This is a genomic window from Mesorhizobium sp. M0106 (genome assembly GCF_040322715.1).
GTDB lineage: Bacteria > Pseudomonadota > Alphaproteobacteria > Rhizobiales > Rhizobiaceae > Mesorhizobium.
The window spans coordinates 1-23894 of sequence record NZ_JAMYUA010000042.1 but is presented as its reverse complement, the minus strand read 5'-3'; the positions used below and the strand labels follow the sequence as shown (position 1 = coordinate 23894).

Below are 23894 nucleotides of genomic sequence, written 5' to 3'. Positions count from 1 at the left end.
CGCGGCACTGAAATGGATGCCAATCGCGACGACTGCACGCTGAGGGGAAGAAGATCGTGAAATCCAGTCAAATCCTGCCGCTGCTGCTTTCCGTCCTGTCATTGTTGATTGTCGACGCGGCCAGAGCTCAGACGGTTTCCAAGGTTTCCGTTGCTGCAAAAGGCGCGCTTGAGTTTGAGAAGAGTTATCCAAAAGGCGCAGACGGCAAAACACCATTCAATCTGCTCAAAGGTTTTTTAAAACCTAAAAGTGGGCAAAAGATAAATTACTTTGTATTTAGAATAAGCGACGAAATGATCAAATTTCAAAGATCGATTTCGATGAACACGTTTTTTGCGGACGTTAATCTCTGTCCTGGCGCTGTCGATCGAACTCTGTCCGTTCATCAGCCCCTCGGCAACTTTCTTGACCCTGTCGTGGGCCGAACCGACCTGTTGCCATACCTGAAGAGGGCAAGCCTGATCCAATTGCGTAACTACCTGTATGTCGCGATTGACAGCAATCTTCGGAGCTACTCCCCCAAGGGCGCAGATCAATATGGATATGAATGGCTGCCGATCGCGGTGGAAAGCAGACTGGTTTGCCTGACCATCAGCGTCGGTCAAATGGGGCATGGCGCCTTTCTCTCTCAGCCCATAAACATAACCAGGCTTGCGGAGTTCGTCTTTCTCGACAGCAAATGAGCCGAGCCGGGCGGCAGCTTAGCCAGTCCCTGCAGCCATCCGGCCGTCGGCCGACCATGCACCCGCGCCAGCCATCGCCAGCGCCAGAAAACCGCCTGATATCGCGATGTCCTTCATCAGCATCTGCGAATGCATGAAGGTCAGCGTCGGATCGCCGCCGCCCTGGCCATAGTGGCCGATGAACGCTGTCGCGACGCAAAAGGCGGCGAGCAGCAGCGCCACGATCGGCGTCTTGAGGCCGACGAGGATGAGCAGCCCGGCGATCAGTTCGAACAGCCCGGTGCCCCAGGCAGCCAGCGTCGGCAGCGGCAGGCCGAGGCCGGCGAAATAGCCGGTCGTGCCGGCAATGTCGGCAAGCGCATGGAAGCCGGACGGCACGAACAGTGCGGCGAACATTAGTCGGGAAAGCAAAAGCAGCGCATTGCGGGGCATGGCAACCTCCGTTGTCGGCCGGGTGGCCAAGAGCCCGATCCTAGCAGAATTCCGGTCAGCGGACCGACAGGCACAAACGACAACGAAAAAGGGGCGCGGAAAATTCCGCGCCCCTTTGTTCAGGAAATGCTTGGCTGCTTCAGCCGCGCTTGGCGTCGATTGAATACGCGCCTGGGCCCGAGGAGGCGAGCACGACGAAGCCGCCGGCAATGCCGAGGTTCTTCATGAAATTGATCATCTGCATCTGATCGGCCCAGCCGGTGTGGGCGACCAGCGCGGTGGCGACGGTGAAGATCGCCATTACCCAACCGACGATCCGGGTCTGGAAGCCGACGAGGATGGCCAGGCCGCCAAGCAGTTCGATAAGGCCGACGACAATGGCGGTCACCATCGGCAGCGGCAGGCCGAGGCTGCCGAAATAGCCGGCCGTGCCGGCAATCGCCGTCAGCTTGCCGAAACCGGAAAGCAGGAAGATGACCGAAAGCAGGATGCGGCCGAGCAGGATCGTGCCCGAGGCGCCGGAGGCGGTGCCGGAACCGGCAAACGAAGTGTTGGTGGACGTGTTGGTGGACATGCGTAACTCTCCAGAAGGGTTTGGCCAAACGGCTTGGGATACCCGTCTAGTTAGCGCAGGCCGACTGTTCACCAAAGATGCCAGATTGGTTACGGATTGTTCACCCAGGTAACGTTTTCGCGATCAACTTACCCTGGGTGCGTCATGTCCTCCGGCCGCACCAGCCGCTCATAATCGGCTTCGCTGACCAGCCCGGTGGCCAGCGCTTCCTCGCGCAGCGTTGTGCCGTTCTTGTGCGCCGCCTTGGCGATCTTGGCGGCGTTGTCATAGCCGATCGTCGGCGCCAGCGCCGTCACCAGCATCAGCGAACGGTCGAGCGCTGCCTTGATGTTGTCTTCGCGGGCCTCGATGCCGACGACGCAATTGTCAGTGAACGACACCGAAGCGTCGGCCAGCAGCTGCACCGACTGCAGGAAACAATAGGCCATCAGCGGATTGTAGACGTTGAGTTCGAAATGGCCCTGGCTGCCGGCGAAGCTGATCGCCGCATTGTTGCCGAAGACCTGCACGCAAACCTGCGTCATCGCTTCGCACTGGGTCGGGTTGACCTTGCCCGGCATGATCGACGAGCCCGGTTCGTTTTCCGGCAGCGACAATTCACCGAGGCCCGAACGCGGGCCGGAACCGAGCAGACGGATGTCGTTGGCGATCTTGAACAGCGCCGCCGCGCAGGCATTGATGGCGCCGTGCGAGAAGACCATGGAATCATGGGCGGCAAGCGCCTCGAACTTGTTCGGCGCGGTGACGAAATCGATGCCGGTGATTGCGGCGATGCGCGCCGCCACCTTTTCGGCAAAGCCGACCGGTGCATTGAGGCCGGTGCCGACCGCGGTGCCGCCCTGTGCCAATTCCTGCAGGCCGGGCAGCGTCATCTCGATGCGCTTGATCGAGGAGGCGACCTGCGCCGCATAGCCTGAGAATTCCTGGCCGAGCGTCAGCGGCGTCGCGTCCTGTGTATGGGTGCGGCCGATCTTGACAATATGGGCGAAAGCCTTGGTCTTGGCGTCGAGTGCCGCATGCAAATGTCTTAGCGCCGGCAGCAGGTCGTGAATGATGCGCTCGGCGCAGGCGATGTGCATTGCCGTCGGATAGGTGTCGTTCGACGACTGGCTCATATTGACGTGGTCGTTGGGATGCACCGGCTTCTTTGATCCCATGACACCGCCCAGAAGCTCGATTGCCCGGTTGGAGATCACCTCATTGGCGTTCATGTTGGACTGCGTGCCCGAACCGGTCTGCCAGACGACCAGCGGGAAATGCTCGTTGAGCTTGCCGTCGATGACCTCCTGGGAGGCCTCGATAATGGCCTTGCCGATTGCCGGATCGAGCCGCTTCAGCTCCATATTGGCCTCCGCTGCCGCCCGCTTGACGATGCCCAGCGCCCGCACGATCGAGGCAGGTTGTTTCTCCCAGCCGATCTTGAAATTGGCCAGCGAACGCTGCGCCTGCGCGCCCCAATAGCGGTCGGCGGCGACCTCGATGGGACCGAACGTGTCGGTTTCGGTTCTGGTCTCTGGCGCGCTCACGTGTCTCTCCGGTTTGCAATTTGCAATCGGCGTATCGCGTTGCACAAATGCCTTCAAGCGGAGATTGCGGGTGACGGGAATGCAAATCGGTTGAAGGTGCTGGCAATCTCCCCACTTGAGGGGGAGATGTCGCCGAAGGCGACAGAGGGGGTCGGTAGGTCTTGACGCAACTCCCATAGCGGACGGAACAGGCTGGTGTTCCACGCGAGACGACCCCCCTCTGTCCTGCCGGACATCTCCCCCTCGAGGGGGGAGATCGCAACCTCATCCCGCCGTGTATCCTCCATCCACGGCGAAGATTCCGCCGCTGGTCCATGCCGCTTCGTCGCTGCCGAGATAGACCGCGATGCCGGCAAGGTCGCTGGTCCGGCCGATGCGGCCGAGCGGGTAGCTGCGCTCGACATAGGCCTTGAGCTCGGCTTGCGCGGCCTCAGGCAGGTTTTCGATCGACCTGCGCCGCATCGCTGTGTCGACCGTGCCGGGCGCGATGGCGTTGACTCTTATGCCGCGCGCCCCGAGCTCGAAGGCGAGCGACTTGGTCAGCGAATTGAGCGCGCCCTTCGACAGCGAATAGAGGCTGGACGGCCGCTTCGGGATCATCTTGTGCGCGAAATAGGACGAGATGTTGATCACCGAGGCCGCGCCCGGCGCGAGATGCGGCAACAGCCGCTGGGTGAGGAAGAATACCGCCGTGACGTTGAGTGCGAAGGACTGCTGGAACTGATCCTCACTGACGGTTTCGAACGGCACAAGGAACGCCACGCCGGCATTGTTGACGAGGATATCGACAGGTGGGCCGCGCCTGGCATGCTCGACCACGGCATCGATCCCGGCGCTGGCCGACAAATCGGCCGACAGCGTTTCGACATTATCCCCGAGCTGCTTGCGGGCGGCGTCGAGTTTTTTGCCGTCGCGGCCGACGATCAGCACGTCCGCGCCTTCGCGCAAAAACGCCTCGGCGATTGCCAGCCCGATCCCGTCCGAGCCGCCGGTGACCAGTGCCCGTTTGCCGCCTAGTCTCATCCAACACTCCCGCGCACTGCCGTCTTGTCTGGTAAAGGAGAGCAGCGCCGTTGCCGATTGTGGTCAAGCCGCCGGCCTATCCTACAATATGAACTTTCGGCTGATGCGCCTGGCTATTCGGCAGCGGCTGCACCGCGCCGAACAGCCAGCCGGGTAGCGACGAAATTCTTGACCTGATGAATGGCCTGTTCACGCGTAACGCTGCCTGGCTGCAGGCCAAGCCGCAACCACAGCCCGTCGATCAGGGCGGTGACGCCGAAAGCGATCTCGTCAGCATCGCGTGCCGGCGCCAGACCGCGCAGGCCGGACAGCAGGTTGGAGCGCATGCGCGCATGGATCACCTTCTGGATGCGGGCAAGCTTTTCGTCGCGCGGAACCTCCGCGCAAAGTGAAAGCCAGGCGTGGCAGAGGGACGGCTGGAAGAGATGCGGCTCGAAATTGCCTTCGATGATGGCCTCTATCCGTTGCATTGGCGTGCGCGCCTGTCTCAGCCGCTCGACCACCGCATGCCGCAGCACCAGGTTCGATTCGCGCATGGCATGCTCGAACAGCTCCCGCTTGCTGTTGAAATAGTGCAGCACGATGCCTTTCGACGCGCCGGCCTGTGCCGCCACTTTTTCTATGGTCGCGCCAGCTATGCCTTCGCGCTGAAGCACGGCAAAGGCGGCTTGCCGCAGCTCCTTGCGGCGTATGTCGCTGAGACGCTTGAGTTTCACGGGCCGGGATCCTGCATCGAAAACCGACGTTGACATTTTTGTCCGCCGAGATCAATGATTGACCACTGGGACAATATAAAAACCGAATGGTCAACATCGTTGGTGAAATGAGGAGAACCGAAATGCTTCGTAGCCTTGGAATAGGCGCCTCGCTCTGCGTCCTGCTGGCGATCCAGCCGGCCTTTGCGGCTGAACCTGAGCAATGCAAGGTCGTGCGCATGGCCGAGCCTGGATGGAACGACCTTGCCTTCACCACCGGCGTCACCAGCGTCTTGCTCGATGCGCTCGGCTACAAGCCGGCAAGCTCGCTTCTGGGCATCAACGTCATCTATGAATCCTTGAAGAACAATGATTTGGACGTGTTCCTTGGCTATTGGGATCCGGCGATGATCACCTACTACGAGCCCTATAAGAAGGACGGCTCGGTAGACGATGTGCGCGTCAATCTCGTCGGCGCCAAATACACCTTTGCCGTGCCGACTTACGTGTGGGAGGCCGGCGTCAAGGATTTTGCCGACCTGCAAAAGTTCGCCGACAAGTTCGGCAGGAAGATGTACGGCATCGAGCCGGGCTCGAACCAGCTGATGATGGACGCCATCGCCGATAAGTCGCTCGGCCTCGATGGCTGGCAGGTCGTCGAATCGAGTGAAGCCGGCATGCTTTCCGAGGTCGGCTACGAGATCAAGGAAAAGCGCTTCATCGTCTTCCAGGGCTGGGCGCCGCATCCAATGAACACGATGTACGACTTCAAATATCTGAGCGGCGGCGACAAGTTCTACGGCCCGAACTTCGGCGCCGCGACGGTGACGACGCAGGTGCGCAAGGGCTATCTGCAGCAATGCCCGAATGTCGGGCAGTTGCTGAAGAACCTCGCCTTCGATATCGATTTCGAAAATCTCGGCATGGGCTATCTCATCAATGACGGCATGAAGCCGGAGGAAGCCGGCCTGAAGGCCCTCAACGAGAATCCGGATAGGCTCGGCGCCTGGCTTGCCGGTGTCACCACATTCGATGGCAAGCCCGCGCTCGATGCAGTCAAGCAGCAGCTCGGCCTGTGATATCGGCCGATCAGGCGGGCTGGAACGGCCGCAAGCGCAAGGTCGGTGCCGGCTGCACTGAAACGGCCTTCGTCGAAATCGCCGGGCAGGAGCCCGCGCTGGTGCTGGTGCACGGCTTCTCCGACACGAGCCGCAGCTTCTCCTTGCTGGCGCCGCATCTCGCCGGGCGCCGGCTTGTCATTCCAGACCTGCGCGGGCATGGCGCCTCGCCGGCCGGGACACGTGGCTTCGCCCCGGCGGATTTCGCGGAAGATGTGGCGAGTTTGATCGAGCGATTGCGGCTCGAGCGGCCGGTTCTGGTCGGGCATTCCCTGGGCAGTATGGTGGCGATCGAGGCAGCCGCGCGCTATGCCGAGATGATCGGCGGCCTGGTGCTGATGGCCGGAACGCTACGGCCGCAGATCGGTGAGGATCACCCGATGACCATTGGTGTGCGGGCGCTTCGAGACCCGATATCGCCGGCCGATCCGTTCTATGACTATTGGCATGCCTGCGAGGCCGAGGTTCCAGCGGAATTCCTGACCATGACTGCGGAGGAGGCGTCAGCCATGCCGGCGGCACTCTGGCGCGCAATCCTGGAGCAGGTTCGGCGCATCGATCTGACCGACAAGGCGCGCATGCTGCGCCTGCCGGCGCTTGTCATTGCTGGCGCGCACGACCTGCTCTTCGACGAAACGCACCAACGGCGGCTCCTCGAAGAAATCCCTAGCGCCGCGTTCGTGAGCGCGGTGCGATGCGGACACAACCCGCACTGGGAGGATCCGGCATTGGTCGCGGCAGCCATCGGCCGGTATTTCAAGCTCGGTACCAAAGCTGGACCCCAGCCGACAGCCGAAGCGACCGGTAGTCCGGGCTGAGAGCAGTCATGAATCTTTCCGAATACGTGGCGTTGGATGCCGTCGCCCTGGCCGGGCATGTTCGCTCGGGCGAATTGTCGGCCGTCGAGGTCGTCGAGGCGGCTATCGAAGCGATCGAAAGCATCAATCCCGCCCTCAATGCCGTGACGCTGATCGATGCGGACCGGGCGCTTTCCGTTGCGGCAAGCTGCAACCGGCAGGCGGCACTCGCCGGCATTCCTTTTCTGGTCAAGGACACCGGCGTCAATGTACGGGAGTGGCCGACGACGCACTCGTCGCTCTACTTCAAGGATGCCGCGCCGAAGCCCGACAGCGAGATCGTCCGGCGCTGGCGGGCCGCCGGTCTGATCTTGCTGGGCAAGACAAACACGCCTGAATTTGCCAACGACTTCGTCACCGAACCCAGCTTTCGCGGCCCCACCTCGAACCCCTGGGATCCTTCGCTGACGGCGGGCGGCTCAAGCGGCGGAGCTGCTGCCGCGGTGGCGAGCGGCATGGTGCCGGTCGCCCACGGTTCCGATATCGGCGGATCGATCCGGGTGCCGGCTGCCTGTTGCGGCGTGTTCGGCATGAAGCCGTCGCGCGGGCTCATGCCTGTCGGGCCTGGTCGAGGTCAGGTCGGCGCCGGGCTCTACGCCGAGAACGTGCTGTCCCGCACCGTTCGCGACAGCGCCGCCATGCTGGACATGACTGCCGGTCCAGAACAAGGAGCGCCTTACTCCGTGTCCAAATCGGTGCCGTCCTACCTGGACTGGCTGTCTTCGCCCGGCGAGCGTCTGCGCATCGCATGCCTGGCGCGCCGGCCGGACGGCACGCCCGTCGCGTCCGAGATCGGGGCAAGATTCCAGGAAGCCATGATCCTCCTCGAGGACAGGGGGCACGAGGTCACAGAGGCGCGTTTCCCGCGGGAAGCCAGCGCCGAAGCGGACTGGAACATCTTCTGGATGTCGGAGGTCGCGCGGCTGGTTGACGAGCGCGCCGACGAGATCGGGCGGATGCCGGGGGCCGGCGAAATCGAAAGCCTGACTCGTCACGCGCTCGACTGTTTTCGGCGATCCTCGGCCGCCGATTATCTCAGGGCGCAGGACCATGTGCACAGCGCTTCGCTGGCGATGGCGATGGCGTTCGATGGGTTCGACCTGATCATGACGCCGACGACGGCCGAGCCTACGCCCCGGCTTGGCGCCATCCATGGCGATGGTGCTCTCTTCGATTACGAGGCTTGGGCGAGCCGGGCCTACGGCTTTGCGCCTTTCACAGAAATCTTCAACGTCACCGGCCAACCGGCCGCCAGCCTGCCGCTTTTCCAGTCGAAAGACGGCCTGCCGATTGGCATCCAGCTCATTGGCCGCAAGAACGAGGATCACCGGCTGCTGCGCGTTTGCCTTGATCTGGAGCAGGCAACCGCATGGACCACGCGTTACCAGGTGATCCACGGCAGGCATTTTCAGGCGTGAACCAGACAGGGGTTCAGTGCACATAGGTGGCTTTCAACGGCGTTGGTCACGCCGGCGTTGGCTGTCCGAGCAGCGACCGCGCCGTGGGCGCCAGGCGCAGAACCTCCACGGGCCTGGCCAAATCCCGCTGCGCGGCCTGCTCGAACACTTGCCACTCCGGGGATGCGGCCAAGGCTGCCTCGCGGCGGGCATGTGCATCGGCGCTGGCGAAACCGGTGATGCTGATGAAGACGTTTTCGCTGGCCCGCACCGGCAACCGCGGAAAGCTGTTTTCGGCATGCTCGGTAACGAAGGCGGCGAGCGGCGACGCGCCAAATGCGGCGAGCACTGGAAGGGCCGCGGTCTGGAAGTCATTGGCGAAACGGGCTTCCAGGCCCGGTTGCAAATGATGAATCCTGATGACAACAATTGCCTGCAAATCACTGCTTGCGCTCGGTTTTTCGAGGTCCGCCTGGGGTAATCGTTGCAATCCCGAGAGGTCTAGGCCGGCGCCTGGCCAGGCCGGCTTCAGCAGCAGCACGTCGTCAGAATCGATCATCGTGGCGTTGGCGGCGTCGCGCCAGGCAGCCCAGACCGGCCCGTCATAGAAGGCGGTCAGAGCGTTTTTCCGCGCTTCCATACCGCCGAAGCCGCGCAGCCAGACGAACATATCCGGCCGGTCGAGATCGCGGAACTGGCCGATGATGGTCATCCCCGCGGTTTCCTGGCCCTCGATCAGGTGATTGTCGAAGATGCCGATCAGCGTCTCGCGCCTGCCGGGTTTCAGCGTGTATCGCCTGAGTTCGACAACGGGCGAGGCGAGCATATCGGGATTAGGTATGGCGTTCAAAGGCAGGTTCATTGCGCGATCTCCAAAACAGGACAGTCATCCTGTTTTACAAAACAGACCGGTTGTCCTGTTTTGTCAATCTGCTATCGTGTGAAGATGTCAGCAGAGATATCCGCTCGCCCAAGTTCGCGTGCTCAAAAGCGCACCAACGACCCCGAGGGCATGCGCAAAAAGGTGCTCGATGTGAAGCAGCCAGAAGCGCCAAGGGACCCCGAAAGAGAATACGTTGAGGCTGCCATATTGCACCGTCAACTACTTGAAATGGGGGATGTCAAAGGATCGAATGCGGCTCACGACCGCTTAATCCGCGCAATAAGAGAGATCAGGAACCGACCTGATCTTGGCCGATCTTTTCTGTTGGGAACCCTGAGGCATACAGACGAAAATGTCAGGTTCTGGAGTGCCGGGCACCTTTTGCCACTCGAAGAAAAAATGGCTCTTGCCGATTTGAAGAGCCTCGCAAGAGACGCGAAATCGTCGGTGGTTAGTTTAAGTGCCGATGTGACCGCAACGGAGTGGCGAAGAGGCACGCTGGATATTGATTGGTTCATGAAAGAGTAGAAGCAGCGCCTCGTCCGAATCGATCACTGGGCGTTGGCGGCGTCGCGCCAAGCAAACCCTACCGGCTGTTTTACAAAACAGACCGGTTGTCCTGTTTTGTCAATCTGCTATCGTGTGAAGATGTCAGCAGAGATATCCGCTCGCCCAAGTTCGCGTGCTCAAAAACGCACCAACGACCCCGAAGGCATGCGCAAAAAGGTGCTCGATGTCGCCGAGGAGGCGTTTCAGGCACGCGGCTATCATGCGTCCAGCATGGGCGACCTGATGGCGACGGCGGGCGTCACCGGCGGCGCGCTGCACCACCATTTCCCAACCAAGAAGGCGCTCGCGCTCGCAGTGATCGAGGAGCGGGTCGCCGCCGCCGTAGAAGAGACATGGATCGCGCCGGTGCGGATGGCTCCCTCAGCGCGCGAGGGCGTGCGCTCCGTGTTCGCGGCCGTCGCGGCGGAGCTGGAGCGGCAGGGTTTCGTGCGCGGCTGCCCGCTCAACAACCTGGCGCATGAACTGGCGCTTGCCGATCCGGATTTCCGCATTGCCCTTGCCGGCATTTTTTCTACCTGGCGTCAGGCGATCGCCGACAAGATCAGCGCCGACCAGCAGTCGGGCCGGGAGCTGGGCACCGATCCGCAGCGCTTCGCAGCGCTCGCCGTCGCCAGCTATTCGGGCGCCATGTCGATGGCCAAGACAGCACAGGACGCAGGCGTGCTGCGTGACTGCCTGATGGCGTTGGAGCAGGGAGTTATGTCGTCCAAAACAGGAACGAGGCGACGTAGCAGGATACTGCACAGAGCCCTCTGACGCCGGCAGGACAGTCGCTCACTATGACCGAGGCGGGGAGGCCGAGCTCTCCTAATTCGGCAGCGGCTTGATCAGCTCGTAGCCGACCACGCTTTCGGCACTGGTGCCCTCGTCATAGCGCCTGGCCACAACTGCCTGCAGGTCGGGTGCGTAAAGCGCGATGAATTCGTCCCGCGTCTCGCCGGCCTCGCTCCTGATCGTCTGCTTGACTGCGAGCACGGAGTATTTGCAATCACCCAGGCTGAACGTCTCCTTGCCCTTGACGTTGATCTCCAGCGTCTCGGTGCCCTTCGGCGGCTTGTTCGGTGCGAGACGGGCAAATACGATCTTGCTCTTGGCACCCGCCTTCAGCGGGAACACCTTCCTGAGATCGGAAAACGGGATCATCGCCAGCTGCCCCGTGCTGCTGTCGCGAAACACTTCGATCAGCCCGCCGAACAGGTACTGCGACTGCGGCGATTGCGACTGGTATTTGTTGGCAACCGCCACCATTCCGCCCGCCGCCGGACGAAATTCGCTGTGGATGCCGGGCCTTTCGAGAATGAAGCCGGCCTTGGCCGATTTGGCGTCGATGCACCCGGCGCCATGCGCTGCGCTCGTCACCGCCAGAATCGCCATTGTCATGCCGATGGATGTAGCTTTCATGGCGTCCTCCTTTGCCCGCGCAAGTTGAATGCCGAAAGCAATGCCAGACCTGGGAGAACGTGTCGACATACTTTGCGAGCAACTGGACTGCCGGTCCGCGTCGTGCTGAATTTTAGCGCATGATGCATCGTATCTCCGCCCGGCCGGTTTCCCGGCGCAGGTTCCTGATGAAGGCAGCGGCCGTTGCCGCGGCCGGCGCCGTTTCGCGCCCGGCCTTCGGCCAGACCGGCCAGCGTATCCCGCCGATCGACGCCACCTTCTTGTTTATCGCTGATGTCCATGCCTGCCGCACGGCGAACGGATTGAGCCCGCATTGCGAGCAGGAGGGCAAGACCGACGCTGCCTTGCTGCGCAACGTCGCCGCACTCAACGGCGTCGGCGACAGGCAATGGCCGGCTGAAATCGATGGCGTTGCCACCGCCCTGCGCTCGACGGGCAAAATCGGCACGCCGCTCGGCCTCGTCGTTGGCGGCGACATCACCGATGATGGCGGCGGCCAGATCACCCAGCCCAGCGAGGGCACGCAACTGCTTCAGTTCAGCCAGCGCTACCAGCAAGGCGTCGGCCCCGACCGCGTGCACATGCCGGTCTATGTCGGCCTCGGCAACCACGACCTCGACCAGAACGGCCCGCGCCCGCATGTCGACTGGTACCGCCGCGAAATGCGCGACTACGTCGAGGTCAACCACCGCCCCGGCGTGTTCTTCAAGCCGCCTGCGCCGGCGACCGACTACGATGTCGCGACCGATTGCTACTCATGGGATTGGGGCGGCCTGCATCTTGTCCAGACTCACCGTTTCGCCGGCGATACCGGCCATGGCGCCGTCAGCAGCCTGCCATGGCTGAAGCAGGACCTGGCGACTTATGCCGGCGACAGCCGCCCGGTCATCCTGTTCCAGCATTATGGCTGGGATACTTTTTCGATCGAAAGATGGGACGCCGCCGAGAAAACCTTCGACGACGGCGGCAAGGGTCCGCCCCACTGGTGGAGCGAAGCCGACAGGCAGGCGCTGCTGGCTGTGCTGAAGGGTTACAACGTCGTCGGCATCTTCCATGGCCACCAGCACGCGACGCCGATGATCTACCACCGTGACGGGCTCGACTTGTTCAAGCCGAAGGCCGCCTTCATGGGCGGCTTTGCGTTGGCGCGGGTGATGGGAAACAGCATGGATGTGGTGCTGGGCGAAGCCGCCGGAGATCATGGCGAGGTCACCTTCACCAATGCATACAGCAAAAGCCTGACTTTCTGACGGGCAGGAGAGGGCCAAAAAAGGCGGCCGAGCCGCCTTTTCCTCGTTTGCGAAGGGCCACCCTCAAAGCGCCTTCTTCACCTTGTCCTTCACGTCGCCGTAAGCCTTCTGCATCTTGCCGGTCGCCTTGTCGACGTCGCCTTCGGCCTCGGTGCGCCTGTTGCCGGTGGCCTTGCCGGCGGTCTGCTTGACCGAGCCCTTGGCTTGCTTGGCAACGCCGGCAACCTGATCCTTGTTCACCATCTCGCATCTCCTGAACCGTTCGCCTGGAGAAACGGTCGCGGATCGCTTAGGTTCCGGGTTCTGCCCGTCGATTGGGATAGCTTCCGGCCGCGAAGCCGACAGGATAGGGTGCACCAGAACGCCCGAACAGACAGGGCCGGAGGGACAATGGCTGAATTCACGCTCTTCATCGGCAACAAGTGTTTTTCGTCGTGGTCACTGCGGCCATGGCTGGCGATGAAGCACCTGGAGATCCCGTTCGAGGAAGGTCTTGTGCGCCTGCGCACGCCCGAGACCGCGGCGAATCTGGCCAGGATATCGCCGACCGGCCAGGTGCCGGTGCTGAACCATCGGCTGCCGACTGGCGAGGTCCGGATCGTCTGGGAAACCCTTGCCATCCTTGAATATCTTGCTGAGCTGTTTCCCGAGAAAAAGCTCTGGCCGGCCGACATCGGCGCCCGCGCGCTGGCCCGCTCGGCGACGACAGAGATGCATTCCGGCTTTCGCGAGGTCCGCTATGGCTGGCCGATGAATTTGCGCCGGCCGAAAGGCTACAAGCCGCTCGACGCCGAAGGTGAGGCGCAACGGGCGCGCATCGAAGGGCTATGGCGCGAATGCCGCGAAAAATACGGCAAAGGCGGGCCGTTTCTGTTTGGCCGTTTCACCGCGGCCGATGCCATGTACGCACCGGTCGTCACCCGCTTCGACACCTACGGTGGCACGCTGGCTGCCGACACCCGCGCCTATGTCGACGCCGTGCTTTCGATGCCGGCGATGCGGCACTGGTATGCCGAGGCGGCGAAAGAGCCTTGGCCGGAGCCCGGCCCAGACGAGTAGAGCCGAGCAACCGGCAAGCTGGTCTTCCACTTCGCGGCCCGCGGCCTATCTGAAGATCGGGCAGGGGCCTTGGAGACTTCACAATGACTTCTGTTTCTTCCGCACTGGCCGGCAAGGTCGCACTCGTCACCGGCGCCTCCTCGGGCATCGGCGAGGCAACGGCTGTGGCGCTCGCAGCTGCCGGGGCCAAGGTGGCGATTGCCGCACGCCGCGCCGATCGCCTCGAAGCGCTGGCCGCGCGTATCGAAAAGGCCGGCGGCGCTGCGCTCCGCATCGAGGCCGACGTCACCAGCAACGACGATGTCAGCGCCATGGTCGACAAGGTCGTCGCCGAATGGGGCCGCCTCGACATCCTCGTCAACAATGCCGGGGTGATGCTTCTGTCGCCGGCCGCCGAGGCGTTGCTCGACGACTGGCGCCGCATGATCGAGCTCAACCTGCTGGCGCTGATGGGCGTCACCAAAGCGGCGCTGCCGCATCTGAGGGCCGCCAAGGGTCACATCGTCAATGTCTCGTCGGTCGCCGGACGCGTCGCCAATCCCGGCGCCAGCGGCTACGCAGCAACCAAGTTCGGTGTCGTCGGCTTTTCCGAATCGCTGCGCCGCGAAGTCTATGCCGATAAGGTTCGCGTCACTGTCATCGAGCCCGGCCTGGTGCGCACCGAGCTCGGCGACCACATCACCAACCCGGCGGCGAAGGCCGGGCTCGACCAGCGGCTCGCCACCATGGAGGCGCTGACCGCCGAGGACATCGCCGCGGCCATTCTCTACGCCGTGTGCCAGCCGGCACACGTCAACGTCAACGAGATCGTCATCCGCCCGACCGACCAGGAACGGTGAAGTCAGATATTTTCGCTACGCCTCAAATCCCGCCCGCAGGAAATCGCCACACTCCTCGACCAGCCGCGACGGGTCCCTCGCGAGATAGACGCCGAAATCCGCTGTCGGCGCCGGCGGCAGGTTGAAGCGTCCGTTGAGGCTTTGGCAGTCGGGCGGTAGTCCTTCCTGCAGCAGAAGGCCGATGCCAAGCCCGGCCCTCAGCGCCGAGATCAGCGTCGCGAAAGTCGACACGCGGCAGCCGATCTTCCAGCCGATCCCGGCCTCGGCGAGCGAGGCCAGCATTCTGTCCTGCCAGGAGCAGGCGCCTTCGAAGATGATCAGCGGAAGCTCGACCTCGTCATCGATCTCGATCATGCGGCTTGCCGCCCAGACCAACTGTCGTGACAGATGGCCTCGCGGCGCCTTTGTGAAGCGCGCCGGATCGGCCATGACGATGTCGCATTTTCCTTCGCCCAGCGACTTGCTGAGATCGCTGCTGCTGGCTGATGTCAGCTCGATCTCCACGGAAGGATGCCGGCGGCGGAAGTCGGCGATGATCAACGGCAGCCGTGTCACCGCCAAATCCTCGACGATGCCCAGCCGGACACGGCCGACCAGCCTGCGGCCTTCTATCTCGCGCCTGGCATCGTCGCCGATCGCGATGGCCTTGCGGGCGAAGGCGAGCAGGATCTCGCCGGCCTCGGTCAGCGTCACGCCGCGCGGCGAGCGGCGCAGCAGCTCGGCGCCGACTTCACCCTCGAGGCGCTGAAGCTGCATGCTTACCGCTGCCTGGGTGCGGGCAAGCCGATCGGCCGCCCGGCTCACCGTTCCCGTATCGGCCACGGTGACGAAGGCGCGCAGCAGCCTGACGTCGATATCTCGGGTCATAAGAATTCCTGATAGCTGTGTCAGCACTATCAGGCTACCCGAAAGCCCGATCTGAATTCAAGGTCCGCTCGCACCAACGAAAACAGGAGCCGCCACCTTGTCCTACAGACGAAGATTTGAGGAGTTCGGTGTCGCCTGGCCGTCGCTCGATCGGCCCGCTTTGCCGTTCTCGCCGACGGTTCGGGTCGCAGACATCGTCTATGTCTCCGGTCAGATCCCCGAGATCGGGCAGGAGATCGCTGCGATCGGCCAGGTCGGCGCAGAGATCGATCTGGCCACGGCGCGGAACGCCGCCCGGCTCTGCGCGGCCAACATCGTCTATTGGCTGGACAAGGAATTGGACGGCAATCTCGACCGCGTCGTGAAATTCGCCAAGCTGACCGTCTATGTGAACGCGGCGGCCGGCTTTGCGGCCTATTCGGAGGTCGGCAACGGAGCATCCGAATTTCTGCTCCATGTTTTCGGCGAGCGTGGCGAGCATGCCCGCTGCTCGCTCGGCATGGCCGGCTTGCCGGCCAATGTTCCGGTCGAAGCCGACGCCATTGTGCATGTCCGCTGATGCACGCCCGGAACATGCACTCGGGCCTGATCCGAGAGTGCGCAGCGAAACCGGGGGAGGCTTGGCTTGATAAGTACAAATCTTGAGAGGCGGAAGGCGCTGGTTCTCGGCGGAGGCAAGGGCCTGGGTTTCGGCGTCGCCGAAGCGCTCGCGGCGAAAGGCGCCGAGATCATCCTGGTCGGACGCGGGAAGGAGACCCTGGACGCGGCGCGGCGCGCGATCGAGTCCGCCGGCCACATCTGCTCGACCTTCGGCGCCGATCTTTCCGATAACGACAGCGTCTCCCGGCTGATCCGTACCATCGAGGACGAGCTTCAGCGGATCGACATCGTCCTGCTCAATGGCGGCGGCCCGCCGCCCTTCGCGGCCAGCGTCTTCGATGCGAGCGTCTGGGAGAAGCAGTTCACCAGCATGGTGCTGAGCCAGATGCGCATCGCCATTTCTTTCCTGCCAGGCATGCGGGCGCGGCGCTGGGGGCGCATCATCGCCGTTTCCTCCACGTCCGTTCCGCGAGCCGATCCCCGGCCTCACCGCTTCGAAATGCGTTGCGCGCGTCGCTTGCCGGCTGGGCCAAGACCCTGGCCGGCGAAGTGGCGGCGGACGGCGTCACCGTCAACCTGTTGCTGCCTGGCCGTTTTGCGACGGACCGGACGAAACAGTTCGACGCGATGGACGCCGCCGACAGGGGTGTGGACGCTGCTGTGATCGCCGCCGAGAGTCAGGCCGAAATCCCGGCAAAGCGCTATGGAGCCCCCGCGGAATTCGGCGCGGTTGCCGCATTCCTGGCCAGCGACGACGCCGCCTATATCACCGGCGTGGCTTTGCCGGTGGATGGCGGGCTCAGCCGCGGCATGCTGTGAGGGCAGGCGGCGCGAATGCTCGCATCACACAGGAACGCCCCTCGTGCCTTTTATCTGCGCGGGGGGCGTCCTGTTTGTCGTCCGCCTCTCTCAAGATCGCTCTTTCAAGAACGGCTTTCGACACCGAAAAAAATGCCCCGGCGCCAAAATGGTTCCCGGCTGATTGGTTCTTTCGGCGGGCAATAGCCCGGCTTTCGCCGTCCGATGTGCTGGCGCGGGCCGCCGCCGCGCGTCTCCGCGAGTGTGGCAAATCAAAAAATTGACACAACGCGCAAAGAAGTCTATAAGAATTTTGTCGATATTTGTTTGACCGACTTTTGTTATCCGCGTGCTTAGGCGCGCCTTTGGCGAACTTCCCCCATCAAAATCGAGACAAACGTTGTTGTGCATCCGCATGACGGCGAACGAATATTTGCCATGGAAAGGGTTCGTTATGAGCACAGGCACAGTTAAATGGTTCAACGCCACCAAAGGTTTTGGTTTTATTCAGCCTGACGACGGTTCTGCCGACGTTTTTGTCCATATCTCAGCCGTCGAGCGCGCCGGAATGCGCGACATCGTCGAGGGCCAGAAGCTTGGCTACGAGATGGTCCGCGACAACAAGTCGGGCAAGATGTCCGCCGACCAGTTGAAGGCGGCCTAAAACGGAATTCAGCCTCACCGGTGACCACGGATGTACTGGCACCGGTGAATGGCAAATTCCAGCGCATGATCGCGGGGATGTTAAGTCCCCGCTCATGCGCATGAGAAGAACGTTTCCTTGCGCGTCTCTCGGGATGCGCAGGCGCACTCATGGAAGGTCAGGCGGTGCCTGGCCTTTTTCGTTTTTGCGCTTCGATCGCCGAAAGAGCGCCGCTTGACGGCCCGGACGTGCTAAGGACGTTCCAGCAATTTGAAACCGGCTGCCGTATTGCTTTGTGCGGGATCCTGGCCGAAAGACCAGTCTCGCCACTTTCGGCGGCGTGCTCCGAACCGGGAGAAAGACCTTGACCGCAACTTCAAAAAAACCCCGCGACCAGGCCGAATCCATTTTCAGCAAGACGCGGACCCAGTCGATGTCGCTCGACCGCATCAATTCCGAACGGGATGCCGTCAGCCAGGCCCGCGAAGCCAAGACCGCGCGGCTGCGCGAATTGCGCCTGGAGAAGGAAGCCGACGACATGGCGGCGGCGGTTGCGCTCGCGGCCTCGCCGAAACGCGCAGGCAAACGCTGATGGCCACCAAACGCGTGCCTCAAAAGGCGATCGCCGCAGATTCGACCATCGCCGATGTCGTGGGCGAACTAGACAAGCCGGTCGAATATGTCCGGCGCGTGCTCGAAAAGCTCGAGCGCTGCAGGCGTGTCCACGGCGATGCCCAGGTTCGGCTCGGCGTGCGCGGTCGTGCCGAATGCCCCAATTATCTGATCGAATACGTCCGGGAAAACGCCAAGACCCGCGAGCGCGTGACCTTTCAGGATGCCGCCTACAGCGGCAGCACGCATCGCGAGCTGGCGCCCCGGCACATCGAGGAAGCCAGGAACTGGTCGCCCGAAGAAATGAACATCACGGCCGTTTCGGCGCTCATCGGCCGCCTTCGCAATCCGAATGCGCCATCATCGCGTTTCTCTGACGAGGATTGATATGGCAATCAAGTTTTCCGCCAAGGGCCAGCCGGCAGCGCCTGCTGCCGCCGTGAAGCCGGCCAAGCCGGCGGCCGCGCCAAAAACCGGCGAAGCCGCCGAAGCGGGCACCGATCTGTTCAGGTCGCCGGCGGAAGCACCGCCGCGCAAGCCCAAGAAGAAATAGCGCCCTTGCAGCAAAATGCCGACCGGAAATCTGCGCCAAGGCTGCTTGCCCTGGCGGTCGCAGAGGAGTTTTCGTCGCCACAAGAGGGCGCCGGTCCGATTGCCTTCGATTGCCAGACCTGTGGCGCCTGCTGCGCCTACTCGTCCAGATGGCCGCGCTTCTCCACCGAGGATGACGCGCAGCTCGACCTTATCCCGCAAAAATACGTGGCTGCCGACGAAGCCGGTATGCGCTGCGAAGGCGCGCGCTGTTCGGCACTGTGCGGCGAGGTCGGCAAGTCAACGGCCTGCGGCATCTACGACATCCGCCCCGACGTCTGCCGCGCCTGCATGCCGGGCGATGACGACTGCCTGATCGCGCGTCGGGCTCACGGTCTGCCGACGCTGAAATGACGGCCCTCGGGCTGGCGTCTCAGTTTGAATTTCGTCAATCAGATGGGCGAAAGTCGCTGCGGTAGAGGCCGGGCGATCGTCCGGTCAATCGTTTGAATGCCTGCGAGAACGACGGCACCGATTCATATCCGACGGCGCGCCCGATCTCGCCAATGTTCTGGTTCGTTTCCCGCAGAGCCTTGGCGGCAAGGTTCATCCGCCACCGGGTCACATAGGACAGCGGCGGCTGTCCTACCAGTTGAGCGAAGCGACGCGCGAAGGTGGCCCGGGACTGTGCTGCGCCGCTGGCAAGGGAAGCGATGGTCCAGGGATTGCCCGGCCGCTCGTGGATCAGGCGCAAAGCCTGCGCAATGCCTTTGTCGCGCAAGGCGCCAAACCATCCCCCTGTTCCGAGTGGCTGATGTTCGATCCAGGCACGCAACAAGAAGATCAACGTGCTGTCGAGAAGGCGTGGGGCGACAATGTCGTGGCCGCCGAGATCGCCTTTCGCTTCGACCTGCAGAAGTTCCAGGGCAAGCCGCAGCGGCTCGCTGGTGCCAATCTGATTTCGGGTCAAATGGATCAGCGGAGGAAGCAGCGAAACCATCGGGTATGGCCCGACGCCGTCGAGTGAATATCTCGCACAAAGAAGAGTTGTCGCGCCGCTTTCGCTTTTCGGTTCCGCTCCGCTCCGATTCGCGGAAAGGACGGCGGATATCGATGCCGTCGGTGCATCCGCCGGATTGCAAAGGGCATGCCCGATACCGCTCGCGACAAGGACGACATCTCCCTCGCCTAAGCGGATCGGCTCCTTTTCACCGGCTAACCGCAGCCAGCATTCGCCGTTCTGTATGACGTGGATGGCGGCATTCCTTGTCGGATCCACCGAAATACCCCATGGCCGATGCAGGGTCGCGCTGCCGATCATGGCGCTGCCAAATCTCAGCGAAGCAAGAACTTCGGACAAGGCGTCCATGAGAACCATCCTCCAACGATGAATAGGACGACGCTATTAGACGATTGGATAAGAATCTAGTGGAATAGCGTATCGACCATCTCACAATCGCAACAGATCATGTTGGCAATGTCGGCGTGCGGACGCTCCTGTCCACACCGGGCAGAAGCAGGCACCTGACGGAGCAAAACATGCGTGACGAACCATCAAATCCACTTCCAGCCAAGATTCATAGTTCGCTCGAGACCAACAAGATGATCGTCCTGGACTTCATCGACAAAGCGGTAAACCAGGGCAACATCGAAGCTGCTTCGATGCATTTTGGCGAACGCTACATCCAGCACAATCCGAACATTGCGGACGGCGCGGACGGCTTCAAAGCCTATCTGCAGCAGCTCAAACAGTCATTTCCCCTCGTGAGGGGAGAGGTGAAGCGGATTTTTGCCGAAGGGGATTTCGTCATCGTGCACATGCAGGCAAAGCGCGAACCGGAGGAGGAAGGCTTGGCCATCGTCGACATTTTCAGGCTGAAGGACAGCAAACTCGTCGAACACTGGGAAGTTCGGCAGCCTATCGCCGATAGCAAGCTGCACGCCAACAGCATGATCTGAATGCGGATAGGCTCTTGAGGGTGGCTTGTGCCCGGACGTTTCGCTGATTACGCTGCCCGCGGCAGGGCCAGCACCGGGAGACCATCCGTGAGCATCGAATTTCTGTTGACGTCGCTGATTGTCGTGGCTTCGCCCGGTACCGGCGTTCTCTATACGCTGAGCGCCGGGCTTTCGCGTGGTGCGCGCGCCAGCATCATTGCCGCTTTCGGCTGCACGCTCGGCATCATTCCGCACATGGCGGCCGCCATCACCGGCCTCGCGGCACTGCTGCATACCAGTGCCGTCGCCTTCGAGACGCTGAAATATCTCGGCGTCGCCTACCTGCTCTACATGGCCTGGAACACGCTGAAGGAGAAGGGCGGCCTGAGCGTCGAAGAAAATGTCGCGCCGCGCTCGGCCGGCAAAGTGATCACTTCGGGCATCCTCATCAACATCCTCAATCCGAAGCTGTCGATCTTCTTCTTTGCCTTCCTGCCGCAATTCGTCAGCACCACCGAACCGCATGCGCTGTCGAAAATGCTGGAGCTCAGCAGCATCTTCATGCTGCTCACCTTCGTGGTCTTTGTCGGCTATGGCATTTTTGCCGCGTCGATCCGCAGCCATGTCGTGTCGCGGCCAAAGGTGCTGACCTGGATGCGCCGTACCTTCGCCGGAGCCTTTGTCATGCTCGGCGCCAAACTGGCGCTGGCGGACCGGTAGACAGGAAGGCCGCGGGCAGCGCAAATCTATCCCTTCACATAGCCCATGGCCTCGACGATCTGCCCGTCCGCCACGCGCATCAGGTTGACGCCGCGCAGCGAATTGCCGTCGGCCATGCAGTAGCGCCAGCGGATCGTCGCCCGGTCGCCGGCGACGAAAGTTTCTTCGATGTCGAAGCGCGTGCCGGGTCCGGTCGCGATCGCCGACCACAGTTCGACGCAGGCGCCCTTGCCGATGCGGCGGGCGCCGTCCGGGGCCGGCGTGGTGTTCTCGATCACGCAATCTTCCGCCACCAGATCGTCGAGCGCCGACGGGTCGTGGCGCTGGAAGACGTCGTTGTAGCGCCGCATGATCTCGGCCGTTTCGGCGGAGCGTTTGGCCGCCGCGATGTCGATGATGAGTTCCTGTGTCATTGGATATTCCTTCCCTTCAGTGATCGGTAGCGGTTTCGACGAGGCGGGCCTTGAGCGTGATCACGGCGACGCCGGCCAGCGCCCGCGACACGAGGCAGCTCTCCTTGGCCGTCTGCGCCAGCCGCTCGAACTCCCCCGCCGCCAGCCCGGCGACGCTTGCCTCGGTCTCCAGCTCGATACGGGTCAGCGTCGGTCCGGCCGCGGTGGCGCTGAGATGCGCTTTCGCGATCGTGTGGATGCGTGCGGGAGTGTAACCTTCGCGGCCGAGGATGGCGCTCAGCGCCATCGAGAAGCAGCCGGCATGCGCCGCCGCAATCAATTCCTCGGGGTTGGTGCCGGGACCGTTCTCGAAACGCGACGGGAACGAGTAGGCGCCTTCGAAGACGCCGCTGCCGAGCTTCAGCCGGCCCGAACCCTCCTTCAACGATCCCTGCCATTGGGCCTCTGCTTCACGAATGGTCATTGTGTCTCTCCTTTGACTTGAGGGGTCGATCAGATTTTGGGGCGGACCAGTCAGGCGCTGTCGACGACCACTTTCCCGAAGACGTCGCCTTGCTGGAAATAGCGATAGGCGTCGTTGGCCTCGTCGAAGGCGAACACCTTGTCGATGACAGGCTTAAGCCGATGCACCGAGATGGCGCGCAGCATGGCTTCGAGGTTGGTGCGATTGCCGACGAACAGGCGGCTGATGGTGGCGAGGCTGCGCTGGTAGACCGGGCCGGGGATCTGCACCGTCCCGCCTTTCGCATCCTGTATGGTGAGAAGCACGATGCGCCCGTAAAGCGCGCAGGCGATCATCGATTGCGCGAAGGTCGGCGGGCCGCCGGTCTCGACGACGAGGTCGATGCCGCCGGTCTGCTCTCGCACCGCAGCACCCCATTCCGGCATGTCGGCGGTCGAGACGACGAGGTCGGCGCCTAGCGCCTGCAGCCGGTCCAGCTTCTCGTTGCGCGAGGTAACCGCCACGACACGGCAGCCGAGCAGCTTGGCGAATTGCAGCGCAAATAGCGCGACGCCACCTGAACCGATGACAAGAACCCATTGGCCGGGCTTCGGCATTTCGGCCGCCGTCACGGCATTCCAGGCGGTCAGGCCGGCGCAGGTTAGTGTCGCCGCTTGATGCCGGTCGAGATGATCGGGAAGCCGCACCGCCCATTGCTCGTCGAGCACGGCGTATTCGGCCAGCATCCCGTCCAGCGTGCAGCCAAGCTGGTCGATCAGACCGGCATTGATGCGGCCATCGATCCAGCGCGCAAAATAACTGCCGGTGACGCGGTCGCCGACGGCAAAGCGGGTGACGGCATCGCCGACCGCAACGACTTCACCGGCGCCGTCGCTCAGCGGAACGACCCCTTGGCGCGGCGCCAGCGGATAGCTGCCGTTGAGGATCATCGTGTCGCGGCGGTTGAGCGAAGCGGCGCGGACACGCACGACGATCTCGTGCGGCTTCGGCGTCGGCTGCGCCTCGTCGCGCATCACCAGGCACTTGGTCCCGCAGGTTCCTTCAAGACGATAACTGCGCATTTGCCTCTCGATATGTAGACTGATCTACATATTATGTAGACCGATTGTCATATTCGAGGCAAGGCCTATAATGCTCACTCCTGACAGAGGTTGACATGGCGAACGACACCCGTACCCGCATACTCGAGACCACGGGACGCCTGCTTCGGCAGCGCGGCTATCACGGCACTTCGCTCAACGACATATTGAGCGCCTCAGGCGCGCCGAGAGGCTCGCTCTATTTTCATTTTCCGGGCGGCAAGGACCAGCTGGTCATCGAGGTGACGCGCGACAGCGTCGCCGATGTGACGCAGAGGCTGGACGCCGCACTCGCTGCCGAAAAGGATCCGGCGGTGGCCGTCCACCACATTTACCAGTCGGTCGCCCGCATGTTGGAGGACAATCGGTTCACGCTCGGTTGCCCGATCGCGCCCGTGGTGTTGGACTCGCCGACAGACGTGCCGGAACTGGCCGAATTGTGCCGGTCCGCCTTCGAGCAGTGGATAGGCTTGCTCAGGGCGGCCTTCGTCAGGGCAGGGGTGCCCGAGCGCCGCGCGTACGCGCTCGCATTGCTGGTCGAATCATCGCTGGAAGGGCTGATGGTGATCGCACGCGCCACCCACGACCGCGCCCCGGTGCTGGCGGTAGCCGATGAGGTCGCGGCGCTGATTGAGGGGGCATTGCCGGCCAAGAGTGCCGCTGCCGCGGTGCATTGATATCGCCGCTTGAGCCGGGGCAGCCCGCTATGAAGCAAACAAAAAGGGCGGCATCGCTGCCGCCCTTTCCGTAAGCTTGCGAGATTGGCTGGATTAGAAATCCATGCCACCCATGCCGCCCATGCCGCCGCCGCCCATGCCGCCAGGCATGCCGCCGCCAGCCGACTCCTTCTTCGGAGCCTCCGCGATCATGGCTTCGGTGGTGACCAGCAGGCCGGCGACCGAGGCCGCGTCCTGCAGAGCCGT

Annotated in this window: 31 protein-coding genes and 1 pseudogene; 19 read left to right on the top strand and 13 right to left on the bottom strand. The window is 62.6% G+C overall.

Annotated elements, in window-relative coordinates; genetic code table 11:
* Nucleotides 1-56: 56 nt before the first annotated feature.
* Nucleotides 57-683, top strand: coding sequence for a hypothetical protein (locus tag NKJ55_RS28460; RefSeq protein WP_352452772.1), 627 nt, complete (start codon nucleotides 57-59; stop codon nucleotides 681-683).
* A gap of 18 nt (nucleotides 684-701) precedes the next feature.
* On the opposite strand, the gene NKJ55_RS28455 is transcribed toward NKJ55_RS28460, so the two are convergent.
* From NKJ55_RS28455 to betI, 5 genes are all read right to left on the bottom strand, one after another.
* Nucleotides 702-1115 (bottom strand): DoxX family protein, encoded by a 414-nt coding sequence (locus NKJ55_RS28455; protein WP_352452771.1) that lies wholly within the window; start codon nucleotides 1113-1115, stop codon nucleotides 702-704.
* Between the two features lie 139 nt (nucleotides 1116-1254).
* Nucleotides 1255-1689, bottom strand: a complete 435-nt coding sequence (locus tag NKJ55_RS28450; protein ID WP_352452770.1) for a DoxX family protein — start codon at nucleotides 1687-1689, stop codon at nucleotides 1255-1257.
* 128 nt (nucleotides 1690-1817) lie between these two features.
* Nucleotides 1818-3215, bottom strand: coding sequence for a class II fumarate hydratase (fumC, locus tag NKJ55_RS28445; RefSeq protein WP_352452768.1), 1398 nt, complete (start codon nucleotides 3213-3215; stop codon nucleotides 1818-1820).
* A 264-nt stretch (nucleotides 3216-3479) separates the two neighbouring features.
* Nucleotides 3480-4238 carry an SDR family NAD(P)-dependent oxidoreductase gene (locus NKJ55_RS28440; RefSeq protein WP_352452767.1) on the bottom strand — a complete coding sequence of 253 codons (759 nt, stop codon included), beginning with the start codon at nucleotides 4236-4238 and terminating at the stop codon, nucleotides 3480-3482.
* 113 nt (nucleotides 4239-4351) lie between these two features.
* On the bottom strand, nucleotides 4352-4990 hold the full coding sequence (gene betI / locus NKJ55_RS28435) for a choline-binding transcriptional repressor BetI (RefSeq protein ID WP_352452766.1): 639 nt from the start codon (nucleotides 4988-4990) through the stop codon (nucleotides 4352-4354).
* An 86-nt stretch (nucleotides 4991-5076) separates the two neighbouring features.
* Here betI and choX point away from each other — a divergent pair, with 86 nt between their 5' ends.
* From choX to NKJ55_RS28420, 3 genes are read left to right on the top strand one after another with little or no spacing between them, the layout of a single operon-like run.
* The gene (gene choX / locus NKJ55_RS28430; RefSeq protein ID WP_352452765.1) at nucleotides 5077-6012 is read left to right on the top strand and encodes a choline ABC transporter substrate-binding protein; all 936 of its coding nucleotides are present in this window, start codon (nucleotides 5077-5079) and stop codon (nucleotides 6010-6012) included.
* Complete coding sequence (locus NKJ55_RS28425; RefSeq protein WP_352452764.1) at nucleotides 6009-6869, top strand: alpha/beta fold hydrolase; 861 nt, start codon at nucleotides 6009-6011, stop codon at nucleotides 6867-6869. Before choX ends, NKJ55_RS28425 begins: the two co-directional genes overlap by 4 nt.
* 8 nt (nucleotides 6870-6877) lie before the next feature.
* Nucleotides 6878-8326: an amidase gene (locus NKJ55_RS28420; RefSeq protein WP_352452763.1), complete on the top strand. Its 1449-nt coding sequence runs from the start codon at nucleotides 6878-6880 to the stop codon at nucleotides 8324-8326.
* Between the two features lie 46 nt (nucleotides 8327-8372).
* Here the strand turns inward: NKJ55_RS28420 and NKJ55_RS28415 are convergent, their stop codons facing one another.
* Nucleotides 8373-9167: an NIPSNAP family protein gene (locus NKJ55_RS28415; protein ID WP_352452762.1), complete on the bottom strand. Its 795-nt coding sequence runs from the start codon at nucleotides 9165-9167 to the stop codon at nucleotides 8373-8375.
* 150 nt (nucleotides 9168-9317) lie between these two features.
* On the opposite strand from NKJ55_RS28415, the gene NKJ55_RS28410 reads away from it, so the two are divergent.
* Together NKJ55_RS28410 and NKJ55_RS28405 are read left to right on the top strand one after the other, a co-directional pair.
* Nucleotides 9318-9716 (top strand): hypothetical protein, encoded by a 399-nt coding sequence (locus NKJ55_RS28410; RefSeq protein WP_352452761.1) that lies wholly within the window; start codon nucleotides 9318-9320, stop codon nucleotides 9714-9716.
* A gap of 186 nt (nucleotides 9717-9902) precedes the next feature.
* Nucleotides 9903-10514 (top strand): TetR/AcrR family transcriptional regulator, encoded by a 612-nt coding sequence (locus NKJ55_RS28405; protein ID WP_352452793.1) that lies wholly within the window; start codon nucleotides 9903-9905, stop codon nucleotides 10512-10514.
* 51 nt (nucleotides 10515-10565) lie between these two features.
* Here the strand turns inward: NKJ55_RS28405 and NKJ55_RS28400 are convergent, their stop codons facing one another.
* Complete coding sequence (locus NKJ55_RS28400; RefSeq protein WP_352452760.1) at nucleotides 10566-11159, bottom strand: hypothetical protein; 594 nt, start codon at nucleotides 11157-11159, stop codon at nucleotides 10566-10568.
* A 119-nt stretch (nucleotides 11160-11278) separates the two neighbouring features.
* On the opposite strand from NKJ55_RS28400, the gene NKJ55_RS28395 reads away from it, so the two are divergent.
* Nucleotides 11279-12409 carry a metallophosphoesterase gene (locus NKJ55_RS28395; RefSeq protein ID WP_352452759.1) on the top strand — a complete coding sequence of 377 codons (1131 nt, stop codon included), beginning with the start codon at nucleotides 11279-11281 and terminating at the stop codon, nucleotides 12407-12409.
* A gap of 63 nt (nucleotides 12410-12472) precedes the next feature.
* On the opposite strand, the gene NKJ55_RS28390 is transcribed toward NKJ55_RS28395, so the two are convergent.
* Nucleotides 12473-12652: a CsbD family protein gene (locus NKJ55_RS28390; RefSeq protein ID WP_254820647.1), complete on the bottom strand. Its 180-nt coding sequence runs from the start codon at nucleotides 12650-12652 to the stop codon at nucleotides 12473-12475.
* 147 nt (nucleotides 12653-12799) lie between these two features.
* Here NKJ55_RS28390 and NKJ55_RS28385 point away from each other — a divergent pair, with 147 nt between their 5' ends.
* Nucleotides 12800-13468 carry a glutathione S-transferase family protein gene (locus NKJ55_RS28385; protein ID WP_352452758.1) on the top strand — a complete coding sequence of 223 codons (669 nt, stop codon included), beginning with the start codon at nucleotides 12800-12802 and terminating at the stop codon, nucleotides 13466-13468.
* Between the two features lie 83 nt (nucleotides 13469-13551).
* On the top strand, nucleotides 13552-14307 hold the full coding sequence (locus NKJ55_RS28380) for an SDR family NAD(P)-dependent oxidoreductase (protein ID WP_352452757.1): 756 nt from the start codon (nucleotides 13552-13554) through the stop codon (nucleotides 14305-14307).
* A gap of 15 nt (nucleotides 14308-14322) precedes the next feature.
* Here NKJ55_RS28380 and NKJ55_RS28375 read toward each other — a convergent pair whose 3' ends face one another.
* Entirely contained in the window at nucleotides 14323-15174 is an 852-nt protein-coding gene (locus NKJ55_RS28375) for a LysR family transcriptional regulator (RefSeq protein WP_352452756.1), read from the bottom strand.
* A gap of 97 nt (nucleotides 15175-15271) precedes the next feature.
* On the opposite strand from NKJ55_RS28375, the gene NKJ55_RS28370 reads away from it, so the two are divergent.
* From NKJ55_RS28370 to NKJ55_RS28335, 7 genes and pseudogenes are all read left to right on the top strand, one after another.
* Entirely contained in the window at nucleotides 15272-15733 is a 462-nt protein-coding gene (locus NKJ55_RS28370) for a RidA family protein (RefSeq protein WP_352452755.1), read from the top strand.
* Nucleotides 15734-15802: 69 nt separating this feature from the next.
* Nucleotides 15803-16593, top strand: a pseudogene (locus NKJ55_RS35685) (SDR family oxidoreductase).
* A gap of 433 nt (nucleotides 16594-17026) precedes the next feature.
* The gene (locus tag NKJ55_RS28355) at nucleotides 17027-17236 is read left to right on the top strand and encodes a cold-shock protein (RefSeq protein WP_010915421.1); all 210 of its coding nucleotides are present in this window, start codon (nucleotides 17027-17029) and stop codon (nucleotides 17234-17236) included.
* Nucleotides 17237-17579: 343 nt separating this feature from the next.
* Nucleotides 17580-17807, top strand: a complete 228-nt coding sequence (locus tag NKJ55_RS28350) for a hypothetical protein (protein WP_023677608.1) — start codon at nucleotides 17580-17582, stop codon at nucleotides 17805-17807.
* Entirely contained in the window at nucleotides 17807-18214 is a 408-nt protein-coding gene (locus tag NKJ55_RS28345; protein ID WP_292664441.1) for a hypothetical protein, read from the top strand. Before NKJ55_RS28350 ends, NKJ55_RS28345 begins: the two co-directional genes overlap by 1 nt.
* A gap of 1 nt (nucleotide 18215) precedes the next feature.
* Nucleotides 18216-18380, top strand: coding sequence for a hypothetical protein (locus tag NKJ55_RS28340; RefSeq protein WP_023722752.1), 165 nt, complete (start codon nucleotides 18216-18218; stop codon nucleotides 18378-18380).
* A gap of 50 nt (nucleotides 18381-18430) precedes the next feature.
* Nucleotides 18431-18772, top strand: a complete 342-nt coding sequence (locus NKJ55_RS28335; RefSeq protein WP_352452792.1) for a YkgJ family cysteine cluster protein — start codon at nucleotides 18431-18433, stop codon at nucleotides 18770-18772.
* A gap of 34 nt (nucleotides 18773-18806) precedes the next feature.
* Here NKJ55_RS28335 and NKJ55_RS28330 read toward each other — a convergent pair whose 3' ends face one another.
* Nucleotides 18807-19727: an AraC family transcriptional regulator gene (locus tag NKJ55_RS28330; protein ID WP_352452753.1), complete on the bottom strand. Its 921-nt coding sequence runs from the start codon at nucleotides 19725-19727 to the stop codon at nucleotides 18807-18809.
* Nucleotides 19728-19843: 116 nt separating this feature from the next.
* Here NKJ55_RS28330 and NKJ55_RS28325 point away from each other — a divergent pair, with 116 nt between their 5' ends.
* Both NKJ55_RS28325 and NKJ55_RS28320 read left to right on the top strand, forming a co-directional pair.
* Nucleotides 19844-20317, top strand: coding sequence for a nuclear transport factor 2 family protein (locus NKJ55_RS28325; protein WP_352452752.1), 474 nt, complete (start codon nucleotides 19844-19846; stop codon nucleotides 20315-20317).
* Nucleotides 20318-20404: 87 nt separating this feature from the next.
* The gene (locus NKJ55_RS28320) at nucleotides 20405-21016 is read left to right on the top strand and encodes a LysE family translocator (RefSeq protein WP_023677602.1); all 612 of its coding nucleotides are present in this window, start codon (nucleotides 20405-20407) and stop codon (nucleotides 21014-21016) included.
* A 26-nt stretch (nucleotides 21017-21042) separates the two neighbouring features.
* Here NKJ55_RS28320 and NKJ55_RS28315 read toward each other — a convergent pair whose 3' ends face one another.
* From NKJ55_RS28315 to NKJ55_RS28305, 3 genes are read right to left on the bottom strand one after another with little or no spacing between them, the layout of a single operon-like run.
* On the bottom strand, nucleotides 21043-21429 hold the full coding sequence (locus NKJ55_RS28315) for a nuclear transport factor 2 family protein (protein WP_352452751.1): 387 nt from the start codon (nucleotides 21427-21429) through the stop codon (nucleotides 21043-21045).
* Between the two features lie 16 nt (nucleotides 21430-21445).
* A complete protein-coding gene (locus NKJ55_RS28310) occupies nucleotides 21446-21892 on the bottom strand; it encodes an OsmC family protein (RefSeq protein WP_352452750.1) in 447 nt (148 codons plus the stop codon).
* Between the two features lie 50 nt (nucleotides 21893-21942).
* Nucleotides 21943-22953 carry a zinc-dependent alcohol dehydrogenase family protein gene (locus NKJ55_RS28305; protein WP_352452749.1) on the bottom strand — a complete coding sequence of 337 codons (1011 nt, stop codon included), beginning with the start codon at nucleotides 22951-22953 and terminating at the stop codon, nucleotides 21943-21945.
* Between the two features lie 95 nt (nucleotides 22954-23048).
* Between NKJ55_RS28305 and NKJ55_RS28300 the strand changes: the two genes are divergently transcribed.
* The gene (locus NKJ55_RS28300; protein WP_352452748.1) at nucleotides 23049-23648 is read left to right on the top strand and encodes a TetR/AcrR family transcriptional regulator; all 600 of its coding nucleotides are present in this window, start codon (nucleotides 23049-23051) and stop codon (nucleotides 23646-23648) included.
* Nucleotides 23649-23894: the final 246 nt, after the last annotated feature.

Bases quoted from the DNA above. Each gene is read 5' to 3' on its own strand.
- NKJ55_RS28415 (WP_352452762.1), bottom strand. From the start codon at position 9,167: ATGAACCTGCCTTTGAACGCCATACCTAATCCCGATATGCTCGCCTCG.
- NKJ55_RS28305 (WP_352452749.1), bottom strand. From the start codon at position 22,953: ATGCGCAGTTATCGTCTTGAAGGAACCTGCGGGACCAAGTGCCTGGTG.
- NKJ55_RS28410 (WP_352452761.1), top strand. From the start codon at position 9,318: ATGCGCAAAAAGGTGCTCGATGTGAAGCAGCCAGAAGCGCCAAGGGAC.
- betI (WP_352452766.1), bottom strand. From the start codon at position 4,990: ATGTCAACGTCGGTTTTCGATGCAGGATCCCGGCCCGTGAAACTCAAG.
- NKJ55_RS28315 (WP_352452751.1), bottom strand. From the start codon at position 21,429: ATGACACAGGAACTCATCATCGACATCGCGGCGGCCAAACGCTCCGCC.
- NKJ55_RS28310 (WP_352452750.1), bottom strand. From the start codon at position 21,892: ATGACCATTCGTGAAGCAGAGGCCCAATGGCAGGGATCGTTGAAGGAG.
- NKJ55_RS28450 (WP_352452770.1), bottom strand. From the start codon at position 1,689: ATGTCCACCAACACGTCCACCAACACTTCGTTTGCCGGTTCCGGCACC.
- NKJ55_RS28375 (WP_352452756.1), bottom strand. From the start codon at position 15,174: ATGACCCGAGATATCGACGTCAGGCTGCTGCGCGCCTTCGTCACCGTG.
- NKJ55_RS28400 (WP_352452760.1), bottom strand. From the start codon at position 11,159: ATGAAAGCTACATCCATCGGCATGACAATGGCGATTCTGGCGGTGACG.
- NKJ55_RS28395 (WP_352452759.1), top strand. From the start codon at position 11,279: ATGATGCATCGTATCTCCGCCCGGCCGGTTTCCCGGCGCAGGTTCCTG.
- NKJ55_RS28345 (WP_292664441.1), top strand. From the start codon at position 17,807: ATGGCCACCAAACGCGTGCCTCAAAAGGCGATCGCCGCAGATTCGACC.
- choX (WP_352452765.1), top strand. From the start codon at position 5,077: ATGCTTCGTAGCCTTGGAATAGGCGCCTCGCTCTGCGTCCTGCTGGCG.
- NKJ55_RS28390 (WP_254820647.1), bottom strand. From the start codon at position 12,652: ATGGTGAACAAGGATCAGGTTGCCGGCGTTGCCAAGCAAGCCAAGGGC.
- NKJ55_RS28355 (WP_010915421.1), top strand. From the start codon at position 17,027: ATGAGCACAGGCACAGTTAAATGGTTCAACGCCACCAAAGGTTTTGGT.
- NKJ55_RS28300 (WP_352452748.1), top strand. From the start codon at position 23,049: ATGGCGAACGACACCCGTACCCGCATACTCGAGACCACGGGACGCCTG.
- NKJ55_RS28380 (WP_352452757.1), top strand. From the start codon at position 13,552: ATGACTTCTGTTTCTTCCGCACTGGCCGGCAAGGTCGCACTCGTCACC.
- NKJ55_RS28440 (WP_352452767.1), bottom strand. From the start codon at position 4,238: ATGAGACTAGGCGGCAAACGGGCACTGGTCACCGGCGGCTCGGACGGG.
- NKJ55_RS28405 (WP_352452793.1), top strand. From the start codon at position 9,903: ATGCGCAAAAAGGTGCTCGATGTCGCCGAGGAGGCGTTTCAGGCACGC.
- NKJ55_RS28455 (WP_352452771.1), bottom strand. From the start codon at position 1,115: ATGCCCCGCAATGCGCTGCTTTTGCTTTCCCGACTAATGTTCGCCGCA.
- NKJ55_RS28420 (WP_352452763.1), top strand. From the start codon at position 6,878: ATGAATCTTTCCGAATACGTGGCGTTGGATGCCGTCGCCCTGGCCGGG.
- NKJ55_RS28340 (WP_023722752.1), top strand. From the start codon at position 18,216: ATGGCAATCAAGTTTTCCGCCAAGGGCCAGCCGGCAGCGCCTGCTGCC.
- NKJ55_RS28385 (WP_352452758.1), top strand. From the start codon at position 12,800: ATGGCTGAATTCACGCTCTTCATCGGCAACAAGTGTTTTTCGTCGTGG.
- NKJ55_RS28330 (WP_352452753.1), bottom strand. From the start codon at position 19,727: ATGGACGCCTTGTCCGAAGTTCTTGCTTCGCTGAGATTTGGCAGCGCC.